Origin of the sequence: Nocardia sp. NPDC046763 (assembly GCF_040645495.1) — a bacterium.
GTDB lineage: Bacteria > Actinomycetota > Actinomycetes > Mycobacteriales > Mycobacteriaceae > Nocardia.
In genome coordinates this window covers 1-23,418 of sequence record NZ_JBEYYI010000043.1, presented here as the reverse complement: position 1 = coordinate 23,418, position 23,418 = coordinate 1, and the positions used below count along the sequence as shown (strand labels likewise).

The window sequence follows — 23,418 nt, the reverse complement described above, 5'->3', positions numbered from 1 at the left end:
GACGTCCGGCGGGTGGGGTGGGGGTGCGCGATTTTAACCGATGCCGCCGCCATGCCGAACATGACTTTCCGGGCGGCGGCCGGTGCCGACGGTGACGGCTCGGAGACCGGAAAGTCACGCCCGGCACGGCGGAACCGCGGCATCGAAGCGGGCAGGGGTGTCGGGCAGGCGGGGCCTGCCCGCCTTGTCTACGCACCCCCACCCCACCCCTTGGTTGGTTACATCGGCGAATCATGACGTCGTTGATCGGTGCATCTCGACGTGGGTCGCAGCGAGCTGGATGCCGTATCGGCGAAAACCGGCGTCGCGATCGGACTTGACACCCGCTGTGGCCGTTTCGAACCGCGCACTATGCGGCAATACCGTGCGTTCACTGTCTACTGCCGGTCGGCCGGGAGCTTGCCGAACTCATCTCGTATCTCGAGGGAAGCACCGTTCTCGATCAAGAAGTCGACAACGGTCTGCTGATGATGCAAATAGGCATAGTGGAGCGGGGTCAGGCCCATGTCGCCAAGCTGGTTTATGTCGGCCCCGGCGCGGAGCATCAGTTGAATGGTCTCCAGATCGCCCCTATCAGCGGCGATATGCAACAGCCCATCTCCGCCGGACTCGCGGTATGTCATCGGATCGATCGGGGCGAAAATGTCATCAGCCTGGTAGTTGGTCAGATCTTTGTACTTCGATTGAATTTTCTGAATCTCGTCGTCCGTCAGCTCCAAAGGTTCACACCCATTCGATTGGTCCGCATCCTCCTGATGCAAAGCAACCTATGGCCTGGCCTTCACTGTCGAGGTGCGGACACGCTCATCGGCAGAATAGTGCGTTCAGCAGACGCGCCGAAGCATCGGGACACGCCACCCAGCGACGTCAGTTTTCGCCGATATCAACGGATCCCGACTGCGCTGGAGGGCATCACGGTTGACCGATGAACGACGTCGGAGTTCACCAGCACAGCCACCTTGGCCAATGGCACGGTCGCAATGCCAGCGAAGCGACGGTCTGTGCCAGGTTCCTGGGCCTCGTTGTCGTGCAGCGCGTTCTGAGTAGGCTCCCGATCAGCGTGATCACCGCAAGCGGTCGTTTCCGCTCCGAAGAATCGATCCGGCGGTGTACCGGTCGGATCGAGGTGCGAATAAATGACCACAACACGCACACTCACAGCGCTGGCCGTACTGCCGCTCCTCACCGTCACAGGGCAGGGTCTCGCGGGCGCATCGGGACAGCCCGGCCTCGCGGTGCCAGGGGATGGGCAGCCGGGCCTCAGTACCACACCGGCTCCTCCCGCTGCCCCACCGAGCTTGGCGGACTACCTTCCTGATCCGCCCGCCCCACCGGCACGCCCCCGTCCACAGCAGCAACTCGGACCCCAGGCCGACACCCTGATTCAGCAACCACCGGCCACCGAACCCGATGAACCGCAATCGGCCGCGCCATCACCGGAAGTGACTATGGATCCGCACGTGCTGCGGGCCGGGGACACGACGGTGCCGGTTCCGGATTGGGTGGATGCCAAGACGCGGAACAAGGTTCAGGCGTATCTCGACTACATGGAGTGGGAGATCGCTGCCGGGTATGACAATCTCGGATTCAGCCGCGACGAGTCTGATCGCCGGGCCGCCTCGACCCTCACCGGCGGCGTTGTGGCCGGGGCAGTGGGCGCGGAACTCGTCTCGGTGCCAGCCGCATTCGTCGGATGCGGGATCGGGGCCATCGTCGGCGGACTCGCGGGCGGAGCCATCGGTGCGACCGCTGCCGGTGTCGGCCTGCCCTTCGGTGCGGCGGCCGGTGCCGGACTGGGATGCCTGGCCGCATCGGCGATCGCCGCCGTCCCCGCCATCGGAGTGGGTGCCGCAGTCGGGGCGATCCTGGGTGGCGCAAGCGCCGGCGCCCTCGGCAGCGGCGTCGACATCCCCAAACCTGCGGAGCCTCCGCCGGTCATCGAAATCTCCGCCCCCGCACCCGCGACACAGACACCGACTGCCGATGCGGTGCCCTTCGGTCAGCAGCTTGCCGACGACGTGGACGCTTTCACCGCGGCCGTCCCTGCGGTCGAACCGATCGTCACGTCTCTGCGGTCAGCGATCGCTGCTCTTCCTCCGCTGATCCCGACCTGGTAGAAACAGGGCGGAGCCCAGGCCATTACAGGTGGCCTGGGCTCCGCTTTCTCGATATTCAGTTGGTGTTCGGTTGTTTCCGGTGAGTCACTTGAACAGGGTCAGCTGGTTCTGGTGGGCTTTCCGCTCACAGTCCTCCCGGTAGATCCTGGCCAGCCGCTGCACCTTGTACTTCGGCATATCGAAGTCCACGATGATCGCGGCCCAGCTGGCACCTCGGTCGTACTGTTCCTGAATCTCCCGCCCGAGCCGTAGCTCTGTCCGGCGGCTCATCGGCTTCTTAGCCTTGGCCATCATCGACATCCCGCCTGGGATCGACGGGGCCGCGGATGCCGCAATCGATGCATTCCTCGTTGAATTCATCGATCACCCGGCGGGTTTCGTGCTCACACTCCGTTGTGTGGCCGTTCTCCCGCTGGTATCCGCTGTCGTAGCGAATGCCCCACCAGGTGTCATATGCCCCGCAGTCGGTGCACATGACGATCCGGAACTTCGACGGATCCCATTGCGACGGAGGAACATCGACCATGACCGCACCGCACAGGCAGTTCGGCACAGTCGCGTCCGGATCCATCGGATGGGGTTCGTAGGGCTCCCTGTGACCGCATTCGGAGCAGTGCCACACCACGATGGCGCGGTCCTGTCCCGTGTCGAATGAGGTCCCGATGTGCGCGGGGAAGACCGCCATCGGCTCGCCACAGCACATCATCGGAGTGATCCGATCGATGCGCGTCTGCGAATTCCAGTCCCGTGGTAGCTCGCCACCGCGGCACATCCACCTGTCGAGATCCTCGAAGCTCTCGGCGAACCGGACGAGCAACGATTCCTGCTTGTCGATCAACCGCTGACGGTGGTCATGGCTGGAGATCTGCCACTGTTGCAGTTGTTCGGCATCGTTGATCAGCTCGCGGATCACCTGCAAGGGCAGGTTCGGGTCCATCACGACGTCACCGCCGCACGTGCCCATTCCCATTCCTTGGGCAGAAAACCGCCCCGGGACAGCCACCCATCCAGTTCTTCCACGTGCTCGAAGAACTCGACGATGAACTCGGGGTCGTAGTCAGCACCGTCGCCGATGCTGTGATAGACCGCGATCAACTCCCGGATTCGGGTCAAGGCCGTGTTCGGGTCCATCACGCCCCCTCGCCGACCGCTGATTCCCGGCACAGGTCGTGCTGGGCTTGGAGCGCGCTGAGATCCCATTGCAAGCACTGCACCTGATCGAGCAGTTCTTTGCAGTGGTCTCGCAGGTCGTCGCGTTCCTTGATCAGCTCGGCCACCCACACTCCGTAGGCTTTCGTGTCGGCGGCAACAGGTTCGTTGGCGTCGACCGGAATTCCTTCCTGGAGTGCTGAAGTGATGGCCTGCAACAGATCCGCAGTGCTGGGGCGGGGTAGTTCGGCCGTCACCGACCGGTATTGCCCGCCCAGGCTGTAGAGGAAGGTGAACCGGAATTTCGCGCCCGGCTCCATGGTGATCAGCAGCCGCCCAAGGTGGTCGGACCGCTGAATCATCTGTGTGGTGTTCACCGCGCCACCTCCGCGTTTACGGTGGTGGTCAGGACTGTCCACGCTGACGGTCCTTCGCTGGTGGCACCGTTCTGCTCGGCGTTGAGCAGAGCCTGCCCGATAACCTCCAGCACGAGGCTGGCCAGATCGCCGGGGAGATCAGCGATCATGTAGTGACTCGGGTCGCCGTGGATGTAGGCGATCCGCATGCTGCCGTCGTCGCGCATCGTGGCCGCGATCGCGCGGATCTCGGTCACGCTGTGCGCCTTGTATTCCGCGTTCATCACGCCGCCTCCCCATTGGGGTTCGGGGCGGTGACGAGGCCGGGTTCGGGAGCGTGCTCGTCGAACGGGGCGAAGTAGTGCACCCACCAGCGGTCGTCCCCGCTGATCACCAGCGAGATGCGCCCGCCGCAGACTCGGCAGAACACTGGCCCGAACTGCACGGGTTCGTGATCATTGATGGAGAACGGTTCGTGCGTCCACCAATAGTCAGTTCCGTTGGACAGCAGGCTGATTCGGCCTCCGCAATCGCGGCAATGAATCGGTTCGTTGTCCAGCGCTTGCACGGTGCCGTCGGCGTTGACGGTGACCGTGTCGTCGACCTCGTTGTCGGTGACGCTGGGTTCGGGTCCTTCGACCTCGGTGATGATCGCGGTCAGTCGGTCCCGCAGGACGTGTGTCTCAGCCATGGTGAGGCAGGCCAGGACGTAATCGAAAGTACCGACGCTCCAGCGGATTTGGATATCTCCGCGGGAATCGTCGACGGGCAGGGTTTCGATGGTCGCATCGGGCATGTTGTGCCAGTGCGTACGAATCTCACCGCATCCGCCTTGGCCGTACTCGCCGCTGGATGTGGCGTTGGCACTGTTGCTGAGGTACGCCATGATCAGAACTCCATTTCATCTTGGCTGGCAGGGATTTCGATGGCGTCGCCGATGGCGAGGGTGAACAGGTCCACTAGATCCATGGCCTGTTGGACGGTGAGGTTCATTCCGAGTTCGTGGTCGGTGTCTCCGAACAGGTAGACGGTGAACTCGATCAGGCCGGTCTCGGCCTGGTACCCGGTGGTGAACCCGAAGCCCATCCCGTACTCAGCAGTGCCGTCGTTGTGGCCGTTGCCGCCCAGGTCGGTGGTGCGCATGATCACGCCTCCTCCGCCTCGGGCTGGAAGCTTGCCCACGGGTCATCACTGCCCCGCGAGCCGGTTTCCTTGGCTGTGGCCTGGCCGCCGTTGCGGGCACCGGCGAAGGCGTTCCGCTTGATCGGCTTGGCGACGGCGTATTTCAAAGACACCCCGATCTCATCGACGGTCACTTCCATCACTGTGCGTTTGACGCCGTTGGTGTCCTCGTAGCTGCGCTGCGAGAGCTTGCCGGTCACGATTACCCGGGAACCCTTGGACAGGGACTGGGCGACGTTGTCGGCGGCTTCACGCCACAGTGCGCACCGAAGAAACAGTGGCGCACCGTCTTTCCACTGGTTCGCCTGACGGTCGAACACGCGGGGCGTGGACGCGATGGTGAAGTTGACGACCATCTGGCCTTTGACGTCCCGAAGTTCGGGGTCGCCGGTCAGGTTGCCGATGACGGTCAAGGTGGTTTCACCGGACATTGTTCTCACTACTCCATAACTAGAATTGGTTGTGTCCGTTGATAATTGGCTGCCGAAGCGAGGCAACAGCATGGGTCGATGTCGTGAATCTGATTGGGGTTCAGCCAGAACGGCTGTGTTGTATCGGATGTGGTGGGGTCCTCCTTTGCGGTGTTGTTGTTGAAAAACTTGGGGGTTCCGGTCGGCTCGGCGCTCATGCCTCGGCTTCCATCTCGGCGATGAACTCCGCGGCGGCTTCGGCGCTGGCCTGGGGCTGGTGGCTCTGTTCTGGCGATTCGGCTTGTGCGGCGGGGGCGTGCGTGGCGGCACCGTTGCTCGGCTGCTCCTGTGCCTGCTCCTCAGCGCGCGGTTGCGCTTGGCCGTTGTGCTGGTGCGCGGTGTGGTTGCTCTTCTGGGTGGCCCGAGGCTTGGCGTGCCCGTCGGCTGTGGCGGCTGTGGCGGATTCGCGAGGGACCAGGACTTCCAAACGCTCTTCGAGTTGTTCGATCCGCTTGGACAGTTCGTCGAACCGCTTGGCGGACTCGCGTTGCATCTCGGTGGTGCCCGCCGTTGCGGGTTTCGCGCTTTCTTCGGTTGCGGCGGCGCGTTGCTCGCGATGCACGGCCACCCGGTTCTCACTCTCGGCCGCAGCGAAGCGCGCTTGTACCGCGGCCTTGTCGGTGACCGGCTCGAACACATTGCGAGGTACTGGTTTTCCCGGATCCGTGTCGACGGCGTCGAGGGCTTGGACGACTTGCCCGCGCTGTTCGGCGGTGAGGACGGTGTCGTGGATGGTGTGTTCGATCCCGGCCCGCAGCCCGGACAGGTAGGCGCTGGCGCTGGCCTGTTCCTCGGCGCTGGCACCGGCCTGTGCGCGGGCCGTGGCGGCTCGGGATTCGCGCTGGTATTCCTCGGTGCGGGCCTGATACCAGGCGCGGGTGGTGTCGATCTGGTGGGTGAGCAGTTTCTGCGCGTCGCGGAACTCGCTCATGAACTGCTTGTATTCGGTGCGCGAGAGGCGTATCGATCCGTCGGCGCTCGCGCGCTGGATCCGCTGCCACATCTGCATGATCAGGGCCATTACCTGCGGCCAGTTCCGGGCCGCCTCGTCAACTTCGTTGCCGGACATAAGAATTCACATTCCTTTCGTGGTTCGGGATTTCAGGCCGTAGCCTGGGCAGGGCGCGCGGCCCGCCAGGCACGCCAGCGGACTCGGGCGGGGCGGGAGCGTTCGAACACCTGCCGAGACCCGGCCCGGTAGGTGGCGGTCGCGAGGTCTTTGAGGTAGTAGGCCAGGGTGGCGGTGTCGGGGCGGGCGGCGCTGACCCAGATCCCGTAGCCGATCCAGCCCGCCAGCCACACCGTCAACGGCACCGTGGCGGCGACCGGGGCACCGGAGGCGTCGATCAGCCACATCGCCGGGATCGTCACGACGATCGCGCCGATTGCTGCGCGGGCCTTGATGATCCAGCGGCCGACGCGCTGGGCGAGGCTGCGCCGTGCGAGTTGGGCGGGGTCGATGCCGGAGGACTCCATGAGGGCGGTCAGCTCACCGTCCCAATCGATTCCGGGGCTGTTGCCGTCGTTGTTGGTCATGACAGAGCTCCTTCAGGTTCGTGGTGGTGGTTGGTGTTCAGGGCGGTTAGCCAGTCGAAATCCGGCTCGGGAAGCGCTGCCGTCGTGGTGGTGTCCGCGGGATCGGCGGCGGGGGTGTCCACCGGGTCGGGGGTGTCCGGGTGGGTGGACAGGTAACGGCGGACCGTGCGTTTGCTGACCGCGAGTTCGGTCGCGATGCGGCCATGAGTCCAGCCCTGGCCGTGGAGTTCTCGCGCTCGCTCGCGGCGGGCGTCGGGCTCGGTGTCCGCCTGTCTAGGCTCGGCGGCCACCAGATCGGCGGGGCTGTCCGCGTGTCCCGCACCGCTGTCCCCCTGTAGGGCAAGGTTGTCGGGCTGTCCGGACACCGTGGCCACCACCGCGGCAACCGGATCGGCCGGGACAGGCAGGGCCTCGATCTGCGCCGTGAGTGCGATCTCGCGGGCTGGTGTCGGCTTCGGGTCTCGGATCCGCACCCGTCGCCGATCAGCACTATCCGCCGCATTCCGCTCGGCCGCGTTTTCTCGGTCGCCGGGCGTCAGTGACAGCAGCGCGAACCCGCAGACCACCATCAGCCCATCGAGGGTCAGCGGCCCGAATTCGGCGGCAGGATGCCCGTACCCCCAGGCCAACAGGACATCTCGGACGTGGGAGTAGGAGATGACGGCCGACCCGAACGCCACGGCTCCGGCTCCGCCGAACCGCGCGATCGACCAGCCGCGCCCGCGCCGCCACGACACCCGGGCCAGGACTTCGACGCTGAGCAGCAATCCCAACGGCCACACCGCGGACCCGATCCGGGCGGCGATCACCAGGGTGAGCCCGGCGGGCATATGGACGGTCGGCAGGAAGGTATGCAGGACATTGGTGGCCACCGAGGTCAGCGACCCGAACACGAACCCGGTCCGTGCGACGCCACGCCCGCGCGGGGTGGTGGGAGCGGTCATCGTGTCCACCCCCACTCGGTGCTGTTGTCCGCGTTGTCGACGGGGGTGTCCGCCCGGGTGTCCGGGGTGTCCGCGTAGCTGTCCGGGGTGGACAACAGGGTGCGGTCATGGCGGTTGTGGTGTCCGCCGAGGGTGGCCACGTAGGCGGCCATGGGGCGCAGGTAGTCGGTCATGATCGACGCTCCTCGCCACACATCTCCCGGGCTGCCAGCACCAGCGACGCGGCTTTCACCACGCCTTCGGCTGTGCCGAGACCGATGTAGTGCTCGGCCAACTCGTGCAGGTGTGAACGGCCGTGTAAGCGGTCATGGATGTGGTCGTAGCCGCGAGCGGTATGGGTGTCGCGTTCGGCAATGACGGCTGTCCACAGGCCGTTTCGGTAGTCGGTCATGCTGCTTCACCGCCCTCGCTGAATCCGAGATCGGCGCGGCGTGCCCGCCCGGAATCGAGATCGCGGACCTTCTGCAACGGCACCCGCGGCAGGGTGTTGACCGCCCACCGTTCCGGGCGCGGATCCGCGGGCAGCGGAACGATCTCGTCCAAGTCGACCGGGATCACGTGGCCCCATTGGGCTTTGAGGGCATGGACCCAGACCACGTCTCCGCGTTCGAATTCCGCGAGCCGGTTGGGGTCGATGAAGAACGTTTCCCGGTTACCCAGGGTGCCGTCCTCGCCGACCTTGCCGTTCTTGGACTGCCGCGTGTTCTCGGTGACCGGGCCGGATCCGAAGACCTCGCTGACCTTGCCGCCGCCTTCCTGTGCCATCAGCAGCGCGCCAGAGGGGCAGGCTTCGAGCAGGCGGCGGCGTTCGTCGGGGGTTTGCCCGAGCCCGAATTGGTTCTGAGCGGCGAAGAACGCGACTACGTCCATGCCCAAAAGCCGTTCGGCAATATCGATCTGAGAGATGCCGCCGGTCTTGTCGGCCACCGCCGACATCTCGTCGATGATCAAAATGATCTGCCGGTCATGCTCACCACACGCGAACTGCGTGATCAGCGTGTTCAGCGCGGCGACCTGGGCGCGGGCGTTCTCTCCACGGACCGTGCCGGGCACCGTCGCATAGATGACGTCGAAGGAATCCAGCGGTCGGCCGCCATCGAAGCCCTCACCGATCGCGGAGAAGATGTTGCGGAACTTACCGCTGACGTCCCCGACCGCGGGCGGCTTGTTCTTCTCCAACGCGTCGATCTCGGCGAGGATCGCATCGTCGTTCGCCCACCCGACCTTGGTCAGCCAGTCGACGCTGAGCCGGTCGAGGAACTCCTTCTTCGACCGGGGCGGACCGCACGGCGCGTCGACCGCGAGCTTGGTCACCCGGATCCGGTTCTGCTTGAAATGCTCCGACCCCGACTCGGTCGCGGCCACCGGGTTGATCATCGCTTCCAGCGTGGCGCACATGTCATCGACGTCCATCGACCACAGATCGAGGCGATTGGTGATGGGCCACAACGCAATTCGCTTCGGGTCTACCTTCAGCTTCGCGGCGATCTTCACCACCTGTCGGCCCGTCGCGAGGCCGGGTTTGCCACCCTTGCAATCGATGAAGATCAGCAAGGGCCGTTTCTCGCCGGTGCGGACGTAGCGGTGCCAGTAGGCGGAATACAGGCCGGTTCCGAGTCGCACGAGCATGGTGGTCTTGCCCGCCTTCTGCGACTTGCCCAGCACCACCATGTGCCCGAGCCCCTCGATCGGAAGTTCCAACCGCGAGGTGCGCTTATCGACCAACCGGGTGATCGTGCTCGGCTGGGTCGCGTCGGTGCGTTCCGACAGCGACCCGAGCACGACCCGGGCCTTGAACCAGCCGGTGACCAGCGGTGCGCCGTAGCGGGCAGCGCGGCGGGCAGCGCGGGCTTTGCCGTGGCGCTGGCGGCGTTGCAACCGGCGGGTTTTCCACGGCGAATCCGAGCCCTCGGTATCCAGTCGAGCCAGGAACCGCGCCCGATATACCGCGGTCGCGGCCCAGGCCACCGGCAGGCACCCGGCGATCATGGCCACGATCGCGCCCGACGCTGGACCCGACGCCACGAGCACGCGAGTGCCCTGCCACCACAAGGTCAATGGCGCAAACCAGGAATCGGCGATCCACATTGCGGCGATCGGCAGCACCAGGGCACCGGCGGCGTAGTTGCGGACCTGTCGGGCCTCCCACCGCCGCCATGCCGCCAGCCCGTTCAGGACGACTGCAAGGGTGATCAGGAATCCGAGCCCGAGCACGACGGTGCCCACGGTCGCGAAAACCTCACCGACGCTGCCGATATGCAGATGCCAGTCCGGTGCCCGCCAACCGTTGGGCAGTGCCGGGTTCTCGAACCGGGTTGGTGCGTTCGTCGGCGTGGGAACGGTGTTCACCAGTACCTGCGGTGCCGCGGAGGGATCCGACGTGGGTACCTGTACTGAGGTTGGTACGGGCGAGGGAATTTGCGCGGTGGTGCCACAATCCTGCGGGGTGATCAGCGGAGTGCAATCGGCCATGATCAGATCACCTCGTCCGGCGGCTGGGACTCGCGGATCAAAGCTTCCAGCGTGGCAATTGCGCGGTCGGCAGGGAGTGACCACAGGTCCGGCCGTGATTCGGTCGGCCACAGTCCGATTCGATCGGAGTCAATTCCCAAGCGGGAAGCGGCTTTCCGGCACAGCCAATGCGCCATCTCGACACGCTGATGGCCGCCGCGACCGTCGATGATGATCAGCAGAGGGCCGGGGTCGTTCGGCGGGTTTCCGTGCATGATCACGGCATCTCCTTTCGCGCCAAAGTGGCGTCCAGGTCATGGATTTCGAGATTCGGCACCCGTTCGATGCCTCGTTTGTTCGCGATCCGCACGGCCGTGTCCTCGACCGCGCGGCGCAGGCTCTCGCCACGCACGAAGTACAGGACTCCGGCCAGTTCGTGCCGGTCGGCGGCATCGAGGGCGGCAGTCATGGCGTGTTGCAGCCGTCCCGCACCACGCTTGCGGGTCAACTCGACTTCGACCGCCCACACCTTGTCCGGGTCGGTGAAGTCCTGAAACCAGGCGTCATGCACATGCCCGACAGGCTGGCCGTTCTCCGAATGCAATCGGTGGTAGAGCATTCGCTCACTGGTCCACAGGTCCGGGTCGGTCTCCATGCCCATCAGCGCCAGCCGCAGCGAGGTCACCGCGGTCATGTGCGCCGCCATCGATGGCCGCGGCTCCCACGGCCCCGGATCGAAATCGGTGTACCCCCAGCATGTTTCGCGCTCGGGAAAGACCCAGAGCGGGCCGTGCGCGGGCATGCCGGGTTCATCGAAGTACGGCGAGGCGCGCCACGGCCCCGGCTCACCGGTGTCCATGCGGGTCACCTGGAGCTGGCCGGATTGCTTGAGCCGGTGCACCATCGTGCGCGCCGCCCGCGGACTGCGGCCGATCGCGGTCGGCACCAGCGCCATCGCGATCGTGCGTTCCTGCGAGACGAATTCCAGGAACCGGGTCTCGTGGGGCTGCTGGCGAAACTCCTTGCCGCTCACCGCGTCACCACCACATCATGCGGGCAGTCCGACGGCCACACCGCCACCTGCGTCCCCGGCGCAGGGCACGCGACCACGGTCACCGGCAGCGCCGAGTGCCGCCCGAACAGCAGCACGCCCAGATACAGGCCCGCCGCGAACACGAACGCCAGCAGGATCAACACCGCCAGCACCCCGGGCGGCATCGACACCGCGCGCCGGTCCGACGATTCCATGAGGATGTAGTCGTTCATCGCCGACCACCCCAATGACGGGAGCGCGAAGACGATCGGGCCAGGCCCGCAGCGCCGACGATCAGCAGCGCCACCAGTAGCAGCGACGCGAGGCCAGGGGCAATCAAGCCAATGATCAGCAGGATCGCCGCGACGATCAGAGAGGTTCGGAACATGGTGATCACCTCGGCTCTGGAAAGTTCTCGATGCTGAAGCCGCCCTTGGGCCGCTGCAATTTCGACACCGACTTGCCGCGCCGCCACAGATTCCAGGCCGCCACGATCAACCCGATCTGGTCGCGGTCGCTGGTGCGGATCTTGTGGGTGTGCGTGTAGTCCAGGCGCTGGCGCAGCGCCAGAATCGGGGAGCCCGCGGGCAATCCGACCAGGCTGTCCCACAACCGCAGGAACTCACCGGCCGCCTCGGCGTCGATCTCGGTGAGCCGGATCAGCGCTGCGACCGCCACCGCGGGTCGGCACTTCAACCGTTTGGCCACCGAGGTGAACCGCTCGGCCAAGGCCACCGTCTCCGGGTACACCTGCGCGAACTCGACAATCCTGGTGGTCGACACCGCATTACGGGTGTAGTCGCCGAACAGGTTGCCTTCCAGCCACGGGATATAGACCCGCAGCGCTGCGGCGATCAAGGTGGTGTTGTGGCCGGTGACCCCGGTCAGGGTGAGCTGATCGGCCGGGGTGCGCTTGGCCCCCTGGTCCATCGTCACCTGGGTATCGCGGGGCAGACCACGCACCACCAGCATCGGGAACTTCTGGCCGCTGGTCCGCGCGATCGCCTGCAACCGATGCTGACCGTCAAGGAGTTCACCATCGGCGCTGAACTTGATCGCTTCACCGTTGAAAAGCCAACGGCCAGAAACCATGTCGTCGTAGTACTGCTGCACCCGAGCCTGGCGGACCGGGCGATTGTTCGGGTTGTTTTCAAGCATGTGCCGTGCCATGGGGGCATCGATCTCGATGATCTGACTGATCATGGGGTCTCCCGGCTGCTCGGAGTTGATGAGATACATGGGTCATTCCTTCCGGGAATCCGTGGTGGGTTCGGGCAGGCGATCAAGGACGGCCTGAATCGCGTCCCGGGCCTGGATGAGGTCGAATCGGTAGCGGTGCGCCAGCTGATCGGCGTTGCGGTCGAACCGGTCGTCAGCGGCCAGCCGAACCAGCGACTCGGCCCGCTTCAGCAGGTCGTACCGCGCCACGTCGAACGCCTCGGCGATCGGGCGACGACGGCGCGTTTCGGGTTGAGGCTTCGCCAAAACTGCTGCATTATCGATAGATTCAGGCTGTTGGGTCTTGGTATCCGAACTGAGAACCGGCTCAGGTGGACAAAATTGTCCACTTGCCGCGAGGTCGTTCTGGACAGTCCCTTTGCTCAAACCAATGGCTGCGGCGATAGCCCTTTGGCTCATCCCGATCTCACGCATCGAGGCAACGACTTCTTGCCGGTCTTCCCGGGGAAGCTGGAGTCGACAACTACCGAACTCTTTCGCGCAGTATTCGTCCCACGAGCTGTAGCTCAGCACCTCCCAGACTCGATCGAGATATGCCTGCGCAATCAGCTGCCAGAGATCCTCGGCGCTAGCCTTGATCTGCTCGGTCAGCTCTCGGGCTGTTACTGAGGTCATGCCCATCAGGCCGCGCTCCCTGCGGTCGGGATGGGACGCGGCAAGGCCACGACCTCATCTCGGAGGACCCGTAGGGTGTTCGGACCGACCATGTAACCGGTCAGGCGACCTTCCGAGATCCAGCGGCGCACGGTGTCCTTGTGGACCCGGAAGTACTCGGCTACTTCTTCGAGCCGCATGTATTCGCCTCTGGCCCTTTGCTTTTGGCCTTCGCGGCGCTTTCCTGTAACTACCAAGGCAATCGTTTCCTTCTCTGATCGGCGGGGCTGAAACCCGTTGAGATACAGAGAAACTCACGACATGCCGGGCGTAGCAGTGGTACAGGAGGCAGCAAGGGCGTATAGGGGACGGCATCGTACGACCCCCGTACGACCCCAACGGATTCATCCGATGTTCTGAGTGCGGCACGGTATGTTGGTTCGCGTGGACCACTTGCTAACTGGCGCTACCTCCGCAGATGTACGAGCACAGAACCCCACTGTGGCCGTCTTGCCGATCGGAAGTTTCGAGCAGCATGGCGATTACCACCCTCTTATTACCGATACTGCGATTGCGTGCGCGATCGCACAGAAGATCGCCAATGACCATGACGTGATGCTGCTGCCGCCCGTCAGCTTCTCGTGTTCACATGAGCACGCAGGTTTCAGCGGTTCCGTCAGCATTCGGGCAACAACTCTGGCAGCCATAATCAGCGATATCAAGGAGTCCTTGATCACGTCGGGAGTCCAGAAGCTAGTGCTTGTCAATGGCCACGGCGGTAATTACATTCTTCAGAACATCGTGCAGGAGGCGAACGTCACGGACCGGCAGATGACTCTCTTCCCTGGCCCTCTGGACTGGCATTCTGCGCGGACTGATTCCGGAATGAAGACCAACGCTCACGAGGATATGCACGCAGGTGAGCTCGAGACTTCCATCTTGCTCCACGTCGCCCCGGAACTGCTCCGATCCGGCTTCGAGACAGCTGATTGGCGCGCGGATGATAGGCAATTCTTGCTTATCAAAGGCATGACCGCGTACACCACAAGCGGCGTGATCGGATTCCCTTCATTGGGAACCAAGGAAAAAGGCAGGCTTGCTCTCGAATCGCTTTCTCACGGTTTCAAGAATCACCTTCAGGCACTCGCTGAATAGGGCTTCGGAAACTGCCGGACGTTCGAGAGCATGCCCCTTAGATCACCTACGGCTTTCTCACGACTTGCCGAAAGCTGCCGCGACAAGTCCCGCAGAACTCCCATGGAACGTGCAGACGGCGACAGTTGAGTAAGTTCGATTGCCTTCGCGCCCGCGAGGGTTGCTTGCTCAAATTCGCCTACCCTGACACACGCGGAGGCCAGGCGCGCAGCACATAGCCCTTGGTCTCGACGCTGAGACACTGGCCAGTCGGCAAGCCCTAAGTTGTAGGTTTCGATTGCACGCTCTGGCCTTCCGAGCAGCACCCAGCTTTGCGCAGCCTCCATCTCGATGTAGGACGGAGTGCAGTACTTCGCGAGACGGCCCGGGTCGTCGGGGTCCGCGTCCAAGACCTGCGCCATCGCGGTATCCAGAGCCCGTCGGCACTCGTCCGCCTCACCGAAAAGCGCGTGCGCATTTGCGAGTTGCCGAAGCGCCACGGCGCGAAGCTCTGGCGTGATGTCTTCCCACCGCCGCAATGCGGCGTTCGCGAGCCCCAACCCCTGAGCGCCCCTTCCAGCCTCGGTCAAGATGTTGCTCTTGCGCATGAGGATGTAGGACATGAGATGGTTGTCACCCAACTCCTCGGCATAGTCCATCCCCTGGTTCGTCCAGTACAGCGACGCCTGAAGATCGCCGGAGTCCTGATACAGCCAGCCCGCGAACTCGCAGAACCGTGCACTGACCTCCAACAGCGATGCACGCATTGCTCCGCGGGCCTTTCCGCACAATTCCTCTACGAGGATCAGCTGACTGCGCAGAGTGTCAAGGATGTAGCGAGGGCCTGCCAAGGCGTCCATTCGAACATGCTCAGTGAGCATTAGTTGGAGGTGCCCGACGAAGGCTGGGTCAATGGGTTCCTGTGCTAGCGTGACGATTCCAGGACGAACAAGTGATAACTCCGGAATGAAAAACTCGGAGGTCCGAGGTTCAGGCGTCGTGTAGCCGAGTTCCTCGGCTGATACGTCTCGATTTGCAAGCTTGCTCAGCACCGCGACCAGAACATCGCGACTGCGCTCGCTCGGTCGATGTACGCCCTTCTTGTAGCGAGCAATCGTGCTGCCGTCAGCCGAGACTGGCGGACCACCGTCGCTCTGGCTGTACTCGACCATCTTTCGCGCGATCAGCTTGTTGGGCGTTCCCTTCAGCTCGGTACCCAGCAGCTGGTCTAGCGGTGTGTCGAACGAGCTCGGGAGTTGTCCGGCTGTACTCATCGATGCCTCCCCATGCCGGACAAGTACAACACGATCGGCCGACATGTTCTTGGAATTTCTTGCATTACTCCCCCTTTAGCTCCTCGGCCGTCTGCGCGGAGACGAACCGTTCGACCGCGAGCGACGGGGAGGCCGTGGCTTCGCTCGATCATTGCTCATGTCTTCGATATCCGGCTCTGGCTCAACGAATTTCGAAAGAGCCACTGCGATCGCAGTGTCACGGTCGTTAGCTGCATGCTGATACCGCATTGCAGCACCGGGGGTCGAATGACCCAAACGTTCCATGAGCTCTTTCAAGGTCGCACCGGTGAGAGCCGCCAGCACTGCGCCGGTATGACGAAGGTCGTGCAAAGTGAGGTCAGCATGATCCGTGCTGTCGGGATCGTCGTCAGCAGCTTCGACCCATCGCCCAGCAGCCCGGCATGCGTTGTACCAGTGGCGCGAAAAGGTCGATGGCGCAAGGTGTTCATTCTCGTCAGTCATCGACGGGAAGATGAGGGCGTTCCGGCCGGGACCAACGTGATCGCGGAGATGGTCCTCCACTGCGGGGATCAGGTGAGGTGGGATCGAGACGTCGCGACTGCCCGCATCAGACTTGGGCTCCTTGACCTTTCGGACCGCAACCCCACGCTCTTTGCTCTTGAGGCGGACGACTCCCCGCCGAACGTAGATCCGCCGCCGCACGAGGTCGATATCCCTGCGTCGCAACTCAGTTAGTTCGCCAAACCTCAGAGCGCACCAGGTAGCAAACAGAGCCATCAGCTTGAACCGCGGCGGCAAGGTGGTCACGATCACTTCGAGCTCAGCGAGGGTCGCTGGCCGAATCACCTTCGCCCTCGTCACACTGCCAGCACCTTTGACCTTGCAAGGGTTTTGGTGAACGGGAACCTTCTTGTCCGTGAGTGCTGTGTTAAAGATCGTGGAGCACAGCCCGTACACCCGAGCACGAAGCGTCGGCGTCTCAGCATTCAGCTTGCCGTACCACACTCGGATGTCGTTCTCTTCGATCGATCCGATCGGGTAATCGCCAAGGACAGGCAAGATGTGGGCATCAAGCCAGTCCTGGTAGTCCTCTCGGGTGCGATCGGCCAAGTCGCGCGCTTTGATCCACTGTTCGGCGTACTCCCTGAACGTCAATTTGATGTCTTCGGTGACCACCATGTCGGGCGGCTGCCATGCCTTACGGATGATGTCCGAGTGGACGACCGAGAGCCACGAGCGTGCATCCTGCTGCGCGAGAAAGAGCGTCGGCGCTTTGTAACGACGCCCGTCCGGCCCGTAGTACTGGGCACGGAAAAGCCCACTGGGGAGCTTGTCGACGGAACCGAACGTCCCTGGCGTCCTGTCCTTCCGCCCCTTCCCTCGGACCATGCCACTACCGCCTCTGCTCGCGGGGTCCTCAGATCTCAGTTCAGATTGAGTTCATAACCGAGTTCACGTTGAGTTCATGTGAACTCAGCCAGTACCCCTCTGCAATGAACTCACCATGAACTGAGAAAAGTGTATCGGTGCCTACCCATGCGAACCAGTGCAACAGAGCAAGTTCGTGAAAGATACTGATAGAAACCCATTTTCGCTGCACAGCGGCCCTGAGGTGAAACTACGCGATACTGGTTCAATCCCAGTATCGCGCACCAGAGTTCGACCAGATAGGGCCCGGTTTCCACCGGGCCTTTCTGCTGTTCTGACCTACTTGTGACCTGACGGAAGCGTCAGCCGCCTGCCGTAAACACCCCTCCGCAATCGCCGCAGATGCGCGCCAAGCTCGGGGCCGGTATAGAGGATTACCTGATCCTGGGCGCCCGCAATCCGCCGTTGGCCCACCGCGTGCTCGACGCCGAGCGGCGCATCGGCCTGCTGCTGCCCTGCAACGTCGTGGTGCGCAGCATCGGACCCGACACGGTGCTGGTCGAAGCCACCGACCCACAGTTGATGGCCGACCTGGCCGACGCACCAGGCATGAAGGCGGTTGCCGATGAAGCCGGCGACCGCCTCCACGCGGCCATCGACGAGATCACTGCCGGATAGCGCAGCGGGTCAGTGGGTGTGGCCGGGCGGATGATGCCCGGTGTGGTCGTGGTCGGCGTGATCGTGTCCGCTGGGAGCGGGGTCGTGCGGGGCCCGATGATCGCTGTGGTCATGGTCGACGTGCGCGCTGTGGTCATGGTCGGCGTGCGCGCTGTGGTCGTGGTCGACGTGCGCGCTGTGATCGTGGTGGGCGTGCTCGTCGTCGGGTGCGCCGCCCATCATGCGCAGCATCGGGATGCCGCCGGTGCGGACGAAGCGGATGACCAGGAGTGCGGCGAGGATGAGGAAGGCGATGTTGAGCCAGGTGGTGTAGTTCCAGTGGATGCCTTCGGTCATCACCATGGCGTTGCGTTCGCGCGGGATGAGACCGGTTGTGCTGAAGAGGATCTCGACGAGGTAGCCGGCGCCGACCATGGCGGCGTAGAAGGTGCCCAGCAGGGTGAGCATCATGCGGGCGCCGTAGTACTTGCGGTAGATGTTGAGGATCGGCAGGATCAGCAGGTCCGCGTAGATGAAGGCGATGACGCCGCCGAAGCTGATGCCGCCGTTCCACAGCACCGCGGCCAGTGGCACATTGCCGATCGAGCAGACGAACGACAGGATCGCCACCAGCGGTCCGACGAGCGGGCTCCAGATCGCCGAGAGCAGCGGGTGGTCGGTCAGGAAGAACTTCTGCCAGAACGAATCCGGCACCCAGGCGCCGATCGCGCCCGCGATGAGCAGGCCGATGACCAGGTCGCGCAGGATGGCGGCCCATTCCATGACGAAGACGTGAGATACGGCCGTCAGACCCTGCCGGGAGAACAGTCGTCGCAGGAACGGACCCTCCGTCGGCACCGACATGTCCATGGCGGCATGGCCTTCCATCGATCCGGACAGCCCCTTGTCGGCCTGTTCGCGGGCCGCGTCGACCAGCCGGGAGCGCACGAACAGCCGGAACAGCACCGCCAGCAACACGATCATGATCGGGCCGCCGACGAATTCGGCCGCGGTGAACTGCCACCCCATCAACAGGGCCAGGATGATACCCAGTTCGACGACCAGGTTGGTCGAGCCGATCTCGAAGGCCATGGCTGCGGTGAAGTTCGCGCCCTTGCGGAACAGTGAACGCGCGAGCGCCACAGCCGCATACGAGCACGATGATGACGCGGCACCCAATCCGGCCGCGACGGCGAGTGTACGGGGGCGGTCATCGCCGAGTAGTCGGACGATCGTCGACTTGCGTACGACCGCCTGCACCAGCGCCGACAGCGCGAAGCCAAGGATCAGTGCCCACAGGATCTCCCAGGTCATCGAGCCCGCCAATGCCAGCGCGTGTCCGATAGCGTTCATCGCCGTCCTTGTCTCGTCCTGTTCAGAAGTCTCCATGACTACACCGTCGCGACCCTATACCCCATAGGGGTATGAATCAACCGGTGTGGACCGCAAGCCCGCCGCACAAGGACGGATTGCCCTATCAACGCAGGTGCACGTGGCGTGCACTGCACTCGAAGAAGGCTGTCGCAGAGGCAGTTTCCGCGATGACGGCGACGAAACAGTCGATGGTGCTCGAGCGGAGCGCTATCGACCCGATTCGGGGTAGGCGGGGAGCAGCAGGATCTGATTCCAGCGCTTCGCGGGTTGTGGCACGCAGCGGTAGACGGTGCGGTTTTCGCGGTGTCAGGCGGCGTCGGTATCGGGGTAAACGACGGCGGTTGCTCGTGTGGTCAGGGTTATCGCGGCGGCGAGGGCGGCGAGGAGTGCGCCGAGCATGAGCAGGCCGGTGTCGAGTGTGGCGGCGGTGGCGATGATTCCGACGAGAAGGGGGCCGCCGGCGTCGCCGAGTTCGCGGCCGAGTTCGGCGGCTCCCATGGTCTGGCCGATCCGTTCGGGTGGGCTTGTTGCGGCCAGGTGCGCGAATCCGAGGGGGGTGATGAGTCCGGTACCGGCCCCGATGATTACGGCAGCGCACACCGTCCCCGCTGTTGCGGGCAGCGCTGCGGCGGTGGCGAGCCCGATCGCGGCCAGGAGGAGCCCGGCTGCCAAACCGGATCGGTCCTTCAGCCGTCCGGTGTCGCGGGCACGCCCCACGCGTGGTTGAACGAGCGCGGCGGTGGCGGCGAGCAGCGACACGACGGCGCCCGTGGCCAGCGGTCCCAGGCCGTGGCGGGCACCGATCGCGGGAAGGAATCCGACCCCGACCGCAAGCGCGGCGGTGGCTCCGGCCAGGGCGGCGGTCGGGCGCAGGAACGAGCCGCCGGTGAGGCGGTGTGCCAGATCCAGCACGGTCTGACGGGTTTTCGGCAGCACCGCGACGGCGGGCACGACGACCGCCGCCCACACCGCGACCGCCGCCGCCAGTACCGCGAGGGCAGTGAACAGCAGGCCATAGCCGCCCAGTGCGACGAGGATGCCGCCCAGCAGCGGGCCGAGGGTGTAGCCCAGGCCTTTCCACGCGCCATAGTTGCCGAACGCGCGCCCGTGTCCGTTGGTCGGGGTGAGCCGGGCGACCATCGCCCCGGCGGCTGGGGAAAACGCGGCCGCGGCCGCGCCTTGACCGAACCGCGCGACCCCGACCAGGCCGGGATTGCCGACCAGTACGAACGCCGCGGACGCGAGCGCGAACGCCACCAGCCCGCCGAGCAGCACCGGCCGTGCCCCGACGCGGTCGGACAGCGTCCCGAAGACGGGTTTGAGCAGCACCTCCGCACCGTCGTAGACGGCCAGCAGCAGCCCCAAGGTGAGCAGGCTCGCATGCTGTTCTCTGGTGTATCCGGCGAGGCTGGCCGCGATGCTGTGCGCACCGAACGCGGTCACGAACCCGGCCGCGTACAGCGGCAGCAGCCGCGCCGGGCCGGTATCGGTTCGGGTACCCGGAGTAGCGGTCATCGCGATTCTTGTTGCGCGGCAGCGGGTTCAGCGGCGGTGTCGGTGAGCAGGATGCGCAGTGGAGTACGAGCGAGCAGGGCCAGTAGCCGTGCCATGAGCGGTCGGGCAAGGTAGAACCCGACAAGGCTGACCGCCGCCCCGAGGGCGAGTCCGGCGAGGACGTCTTGGAGGTAGTGCGCGGCGATGTAGACCCGAGCGAACGCCATCACGAGCGCGGCCACCGCGCCGAGCACCGCGAGTCGCCGGTGTACCAGCCACAGTCCGGCCGCGACCGCACCGGCCATGACCGCGTGGTCGCTGGGGAACCCGGCATCGGTGTTGCAGTGCAGAACCACGATGTCGTGCAACGCATTACATGGGCGGGTCTCGTCGACCGCGGCGGCGATCGGCTGGTTGATCACCAGCGCGATCAACATGCCCAGCGGAGCCCACACCGCCGCCACCATCCGAGCAGGATCGCCGTCGCGGCGCGCGATCCACCATCCAGCCAGCAGCAATACCCCGAACAGCACGACACCGTAATTGGCGTAGCCGGACACGATCGGATGCAGCCACGGGGTATCGCGCGCAAAGTCGTTGATGTCGTAGAAGATTCGCGTGTCCATGCTCATCAGGGCTCCCTCCGGTCCGGTAGTGGTCGGTTACATCTGGTGCAGGGCTTGAAAGACCCGCTCGGTGTAGTCGGCCAGCCGATCGGCGCAGTGCTCGAGCTGCTGCCCGGCCTCGGCGGCCGCGGGCGCGCCGAACACATCGCGGGCCTTGATGTCACGATGCCAGCGCCGCAGCCGTTCCAGGCTCTGCTCCTCCTCCTCGAGCTCGGCCATCGTGAACTTGGCCTTGGCGATCTCCTTGTCGATCTCGGCATCGAACCCGGCGCAATCAGCCAGGAATTCCGCCCACTCCTCAACGCGCTCGGCCGTGAACATCGCCTCCAACCGCGCCGTATCGGTATCGGCGTGACCCGTAGCGTCCAAAACCAGTACCTCACCCTCGCCGCGGCGAGCCAGCTCGATCACCCGCGCGACTCCGTCGGCAAAGACCGGAACATCGGGCACCACCCACACGCCCTGCCCGACCTGCAGGGCACCCACCCGGCGCAGTTCACGCCACACGGCCACCCGATGCCGCGACGGTTCGGTCGGCACCCGTACCAACAGCACCAGCCACCGCACCACCGCCCGATTCTCCGTCACGACACGAAATGTAACAGACGTTACTTCTACCCCGCCGCCGTGACGGCCGTTCCGGTCCACACGAGCACACCGGCCACTACTCCGAATCCGGCCGCCTGTTCGTCGCGATCGCGCGGGCTCGCGGCGGCGCACTGCTACCCGAGCGAACACCTCATCGAAACCCACCCGCCATGCCGAAACATCCTCGGCCACAACATCATCCAGCACGAAGCGACAAGCTATCTCTACACCGACTACATTGCAGCGCAACGAAATACCACTGTCGCGCTGAACGGCCCCGCGACCAGACTGCGCTCCGAATCCGGCACGTGCGGCCTGATGGTCAGCAAATGGGGTCCAGGGACGAGAGGAGAGCGTGCTCGATCATGTGGTTGATCACCGACCGTTTCAGGGTCACCGCCCACTCTGCGCGAGACGGTCGTGGCTGCGGGTCCACCTGTGCCGCAAGGTAATCGGTCAGGGTCTGACCACGTAGACCGCATTGTCGACGAAGTCTGCGAGGCAGGCGGCGCCGGTGCCGGGGTCCACCGCGGCCGCCGCTGTATTCCGGCCGGACCCGGGGATGGGGGTGACCTTGTGGGTGTCGGCGTCGATCGCCACCGGGGTCAGGTCGAGCGTGGCCGGGTCATCGGTCGTCGGCAGCACCCCGACGTAGACGATGCGGCGATTCTCGTCGATGGCGATCATGCTCGGGCGGCGGACGGCGATGGTGCCGTCGACCCGGTTCGTGTGGGTGTCGATCATCCATATCGAGTCACCCACGTTGTTCGCGACGTAGAGGGTGCCGGAGCGATGGTCGAGCGCGAGGCCCAGCGGCGCCCGGCCCACCGCGACAGTCGCGGCCACGGTGTCGGTCGACACGTCGATCACCGACACGGAGTTGTCGGTCTCGTTGCCGACGTAGAGCCGCGAGCGATCGGCGTCGAACATGACCGTGATCGGCCGGAGGCCCACCCCGATGGTGGCGGTCACGGCGCGGGCGCGCGGGTCGATCACCGACACCGAACCCGGCTTCGACGCCACGCGTACGCCGGTCTGGCCCTCTGCGAGCGGATCGACGGTGGCGTTGGTGACATACACCAGATGGGTACGGGGGTCGACCGCAATTTCGTCCGGGTTGGCCCCGACGGCGATGTTCGCGGTGACGGTGTTGGTGTTCGCGTCGACCACGAACACCTTGCCGGCGTCGGCGTAGTCGCTCACGTACACGGTGCGGGTTTGCGGGTCGACCGCCACACCCATCGCGCCCGGAATGTTTTCGATGGTGGCGGTGACAGCGCTGGTGGTGCCGTCGAGAACGGAAACGGTACCGCTGGAAAAATTCGCGACATACACATTGTGTGTCATGGGATCGACCGCGACGCCCTGCGGGCTCTTCCCTACAGCGACCGGCCTGACGGTGAAAGCCGGCGAGCCGTGCTGTGGCGGTTTCGGCCACATCAGGACGACAGCGACCGCGGCGATGATCGCGACCGCCGCGGCGGCAACCGCAAGCAACCGGCGGCGGACGCGGCGCTTTCGGACCGGGGTCCCCAGCACCGCCGACTCCATCGCGCTCGCATACTCGGCGCCTCCGACTGCCGGGATGGTCTCCGTCACCATCTTGGATTTCGGCGACGATGAGACGGTTGCGGTGAGCTCATCCAGCCGACCGTGCGATCGGGCGTTCCCGCGGCGGGTTGACCACCAAGATCCACCTCGCCACCGGCGGTGCCGGTTGAGCTCGTTCGCCGGCGTCGGCGAGTGTGCCGCCGTCAGCCCGGTTGCCGCCCTCAGTGTGTCGTTGGCGGCAGCGGCCAGCTCACCGCAACTGGAGTATCGGCTTTCACGGTCCTTGGCCAGGGCACGTT

The 23,418-nt window shown here is 64.7% G+C and carries 31 protein-coding genes and 1 pseudogene; 3 read left to right on the top strand and 29 right to left on the bottom strand.

Annotated features, from left to right (window positions below):
• Positions 1 to 377 precede the first annotated feature (377 nt).
• Positions 378 to 719: an ankyrin repeat domain-containing protein gene (locus ABZ909_RS40560; RefSeq protein WP_357011206.1), complete on the bottom strand. Its 342-nt coding sequence runs from the start codon at positions 717 to 719 to the stop codon at positions 378 to 380.
• 417 nt (positions 720 to 1,136) lie between these two features.
• On the opposite strand from ABZ909_RS40560, the gene ABZ909_RS40555 reads away from it, so the two are divergent.
• Positions 1,137 to 2,117, top strand: a complete 981-nt coding sequence (locus tag ABZ909_RS40555; protein WP_357011204.1) for a hypothetical protein — start codon at positions 1,137 to 1,139, stop codon at positions 2,115 to 2,117.
• Between the two features lie 84 nt (positions 2,118 to 2,201).
• Here the strand turns inward: ABZ909_RS40555 and ABZ909_RS40550 are convergent, their stop codons facing one another.
• From ABZ909_RS40550 to ABZ909_RS40450, 21 genes are all read right to left on the bottom strand, one after another.
• Positions 2,202 to 2,387 (bottom strand): hypothetical protein, encoded by a 186-nt coding sequence (locus ABZ909_RS40550; protein ID WP_357011202.1) that lies wholly within the window; start codon positions 2,385 to 2,387, stop codon positions 2,202 to 2,204.
• Between the two features lie 7 nt (positions 2,388 to 2,394).
• Positions 2,395 to 3,057 carry a hypothetical protein gene (locus ABZ909_RS40545; RefSeq protein ID WP_357011200.1) on the bottom strand — a complete coding sequence of 221 codons (663 nt, stop codon included), beginning with the start codon at positions 3,055 to 3,057 and terminating at the stop codon, positions 2,395 to 2,397.
• Complete coding sequence (locus ABZ909_RS40540; RefSeq protein WP_357011198.1) at positions 3,054 to 3,248, bottom strand: hypothetical protein; 195 nt, start codon at positions 3,246 to 3,248, stop codon at positions 3,054 to 3,056. The genes ABZ909_RS40545 and ABZ909_RS40540 overlap by 4 nt, the downstream gene beginning before the upstream one ends.
• Positions 3,248 to 3,643: a hypothetical protein gene (locus ABZ909_RS40535; protein WP_357011197.1), complete on the bottom strand. Its 396-nt coding sequence runs from the start codon at positions 3,641 to 3,643 to the stop codon at positions 3,248 to 3,250. Before ABZ909_RS40535 ends, ABZ909_RS40540 begins: the two co-directional genes overlap by 1 nt.
• Complete coding sequence (locus ABZ909_RS40530; protein WP_357011195.1) at positions 3,640 to 3,909, bottom strand: hypothetical protein; 270 nt, start codon at positions 3,907 to 3,909, stop codon at positions 3,640 to 3,642. The genes ABZ909_RS40535 and ABZ909_RS40530 overlap by 4 nt, the downstream gene beginning before the upstream one ends.
• On the bottom strand, positions 3,906 to 4,508 hold the full coding sequence (locus tag ABZ909_RS40525) for a hypothetical protein (protein ID WP_357011193.1): 603 nt from the start codon (positions 4,506 to 4,508) through the stop codon (positions 3,906 to 3,908). The genes ABZ909_RS40530 and ABZ909_RS40525 overlap by 4 nt, the downstream gene beginning before the upstream one ends.
• Positions 4,509 to 4,510: 2 nt before the next feature.
• On the bottom strand, positions 4,511 to 4,765 hold the full coding sequence (locus ABZ909_RS40520) for a hypothetical protein (RefSeq protein ID WP_357011191.1): 255 nt from the start codon (positions 4,763 to 4,765) through the stop codon (positions 4,511 to 4,513).
• A gap of 2 nt (positions 4,766 to 4,767) precedes the next feature.
• Positions 4,768 to 5,235, bottom strand: coding sequence for a single-stranded DNA-binding protein (locus ABZ909_RS40515; RefSeq protein WP_357011190.1), 468 nt, complete (start codon positions 5,233 to 5,235; stop codon positions 4,768 to 4,770).
• A gap of 193 nt (positions 5,236 to 5,428) precedes the next feature.
• A complete protein-coding gene (locus ABZ909_RS40510; protein WP_357011188.1) occupies positions 5,429 to 6,343 on the bottom strand; it encodes a hypothetical protein in 915 nt (304 codons plus the stop codon).
• Between the two features lie 32 nt (positions 6,344 to 6,375).
• Complete coding sequence (locus tag ABZ909_RS40505) at positions 6,376 to 6,810, bottom strand: hypothetical protein (protein ID WP_357011186.1); 435 nt, start codon at positions 6,808 to 6,810, stop codon at positions 6,376 to 6,378.
• The gene (locus tag ABZ909_RS40500; RefSeq protein WP_357011184.1) at positions 6,807 to 7,754 is read right to left on the bottom strand and encodes a DUF2637 domain-containing protein; all 948 of its coding nucleotides are present in this window, start codon (positions 7,752 to 7,754) and stop codon (positions 6,807 to 6,809) included. Before ABZ909_RS40500 ends, ABZ909_RS40505 begins: the two co-directional genes overlap by 4 nt.
• A complete protein-coding gene (locus tag ABZ909_RS40495) occupies positions 7,751 to 7,927 on the bottom strand; it encodes a hypothetical protein (protein WP_357011182.1) in 177 nt (58 codons plus the stop codon). The genes ABZ909_RS40500 and ABZ909_RS40495 overlap by 4 nt, the downstream gene beginning before the upstream one ends.
• Positions 7,924 to 8,145 (bottom strand): hypothetical protein, encoded by a 222-nt coding sequence (locus ABZ909_RS40490; RefSeq protein WP_357011180.1) that lies wholly within the window; start codon positions 8,143 to 8,145, stop codon positions 7,924 to 7,926. Before ABZ909_RS40490 ends, ABZ909_RS40495 begins: the two co-directional genes overlap by 4 nt.
• Positions 8,142 to 10,103, bottom strand: a complete 1,962-nt coding sequence (locus ABZ909_RS40485; protein WP_357011178.1) for a hypothetical protein — start codon at positions 10,101 to 10,103, stop codon at positions 8,142 to 8,144. Before ABZ909_RS40485 ends, ABZ909_RS40490 begins: the two co-directional genes overlap by 4 nt.
• A gap of 125 nt (positions 10,104 to 10,228) precedes the next feature.
• On the bottom strand, positions 10,229 to 10,486 hold the full coding sequence (locus ABZ909_RS40480) for a hypothetical protein (protein WP_357011176.1): 258 nt from the start codon (positions 10,484 to 10,486) through the stop codon (positions 10,229 to 10,231).
• Complete coding sequence (locus tag ABZ909_RS40475; protein WP_357011175.1) at positions 10,483 to 11,238, bottom strand: hypothetical protein; 756 nt, start codon at positions 11,236 to 11,238, stop codon at positions 10,483 to 10,485. The genes ABZ909_RS40480 and ABZ909_RS40475 overlap by 4 nt, the downstream gene beginning before the upstream one ends.
• Entirely contained in the window at positions 11,235 to 11,471 is a 237-nt protein-coding gene (locus ABZ909_RS40470; RefSeq protein WP_357011173.1) for a hypothetical protein, read from the bottom strand. Before ABZ909_RS40470 ends, ABZ909_RS40475 begins: the two co-directional genes overlap by 4 nt.
• Complete coding sequence (locus ABZ909_RS40465) at positions 11,468 to 11,635, bottom strand: hypothetical protein (protein ID WP_357011171.1); 168 nt, start codon at positions 11,633 to 11,635, stop codon at positions 11,468 to 11,470. The genes ABZ909_RS40470 and ABZ909_RS40465 overlap by 4 nt, the downstream gene beginning before the upstream one ends.
• Positions 11,632 to 12,477, bottom strand: a complete 846-nt coding sequence (locus ABZ909_RS40460; RefSeq protein WP_357011169.1) for a hypothetical protein — start codon at positions 12,475 to 12,477, stop codon at positions 11,632 to 11,634. Before ABZ909_RS40460 ends, ABZ909_RS40465 begins: the two co-directional genes overlap by 4 nt.
• Before the next feature lie 3 nt (positions 12,478 to 12,480).
• Positions 12,481 to 13,098, bottom strand: coding sequence for a hypothetical protein (locus ABZ909_RS40455; protein WP_357011167.1), 618 nt, complete (start codon positions 13,096 to 13,098; stop codon positions 12,481 to 12,483).
• On the bottom strand, positions 13,098 to 13,271 hold the full coding sequence (locus ABZ909_RS40450; RefSeq protein WP_357011165.1) for a helix-turn-helix domain-containing protein: 174 nt from the start codon (positions 13,269 to 13,271) through the stop codon (positions 13,098 to 13,100). Before ABZ909_RS40450 ends, ABZ909_RS40455 begins: the two co-directional genes overlap by 1 nt.
• Before the next feature lie 232 nt (positions 13,272 to 13,503).
• On the opposite strand from ABZ909_RS40450, the gene ABZ909_RS40445 reads away from it, so the two are divergent.
• Positions 13,504 to 14,226, top strand: a complete 723-nt coding sequence (locus ABZ909_RS40445) for a creatininase family protein (protein ID WP_357011250.1) — start codon at positions 13,504 to 13,506, stop codon at positions 14,224 to 14,226.
• On the opposite strand, the gene ABZ909_RS40440 is transcribed toward ABZ909_RS40445, so the two are convergent.
• On the bottom strand, positions 14,208 to 15,479 hold the full coding sequence (locus ABZ909_RS40440; protein ID WP_357011163.1) for a hypothetical protein: 1,272 nt from the start codon (positions 15,477 to 15,479) through the stop codon (positions 14,208 to 14,210). The genes ABZ909_RS40445 and ABZ909_RS40440 overlap by 19 nt on opposite strands.
• 75 nt (positions 15,480 to 15,554) lie before the next feature.
• Complete coding sequence (locus tag ABZ909_RS40435) at positions 15,555 to 16,850, bottom strand: site-specific integrase (RefSeq protein WP_357011161.1); 1,296 nt, start codon at positions 16,848 to 16,850, stop codon at positions 15,555 to 15,557.
• A 381-nt stretch (positions 16,851 to 17,231) separates the two neighbouring features.
• On the opposite strand from ABZ909_RS40435, the gene ABZ909_RS40430 reads away from it, so the two are divergent.
• Positions 17,232 to 17,507, top strand: coding sequence for a DUF302 domain-containing protein (locus tag ABZ909_RS40430; protein ID WP_357011159.1), 276 nt, complete (start codon positions 17,232 to 17,234; stop codon positions 17,505 to 17,507).
• A 159-nt stretch (positions 17,508 to 17,666) separates the two neighbouring features.
• Here the strand turns inward: ABZ909_RS40430 and ABZ909_RS40425 are convergent.
• The 5 genes and pseudogenes from ABZ909_RS40425 to ABZ909_RS40405 form a co-directional block, all read right to left on the bottom strand.
• Positions 17,667 to 18,875 (bottom strand): annotated as a pseudogene (locus ABZ909_RS40425) (permease); the annotation flags it as partial.
• A gap of 291 nt (positions 18,876 to 19,166) precedes the next feature.
• Entirely contained in the window at positions 19,167 to 20,375 is a 1,209-nt protein-coding gene (locus ABZ909_RS40420) for an MFS transporter (protein WP_357011157.1), read from the bottom strand.
• Positions 20,372 to 20,986: a phosphatase PAP2 family protein gene (locus ABZ909_RS40415; RefSeq protein ID WP_357011155.1), complete on the bottom strand. Its 615-nt coding sequence runs from the start codon at positions 20,984 to 20,986 to the stop codon at positions 20,372 to 20,374. The genes ABZ909_RS40420 and ABZ909_RS40415 overlap by 4 nt, the downstream gene beginning before the upstream one ends.
• Positions 20,987 to 21,016: 30 nt before the next feature.
• Entirely contained in the window at positions 21,017 to 21,568 is a 552-nt protein-coding gene (locus tag ABZ909_RS40410) for a Chromate resistance protein ChrB (RefSeq protein ID WP_357011153.1), read from the bottom strand.
• A gap of 456 nt (positions 21,569 to 22,024) precedes the next feature.
• The gene (locus ABZ909_RS40405) at positions 22,025 to 23,107 is read right to left on the bottom strand and encodes a YncE family protein (protein ID WP_357011151.1); all 1,083 of its coding nucleotides are present in this window, start codon (positions 23,105 to 23,107) and stop codon (positions 22,025 to 22,027) included.
• Between the last annotated feature and the right edge of the window lie 311 nt (positions 23,108 to 23,418).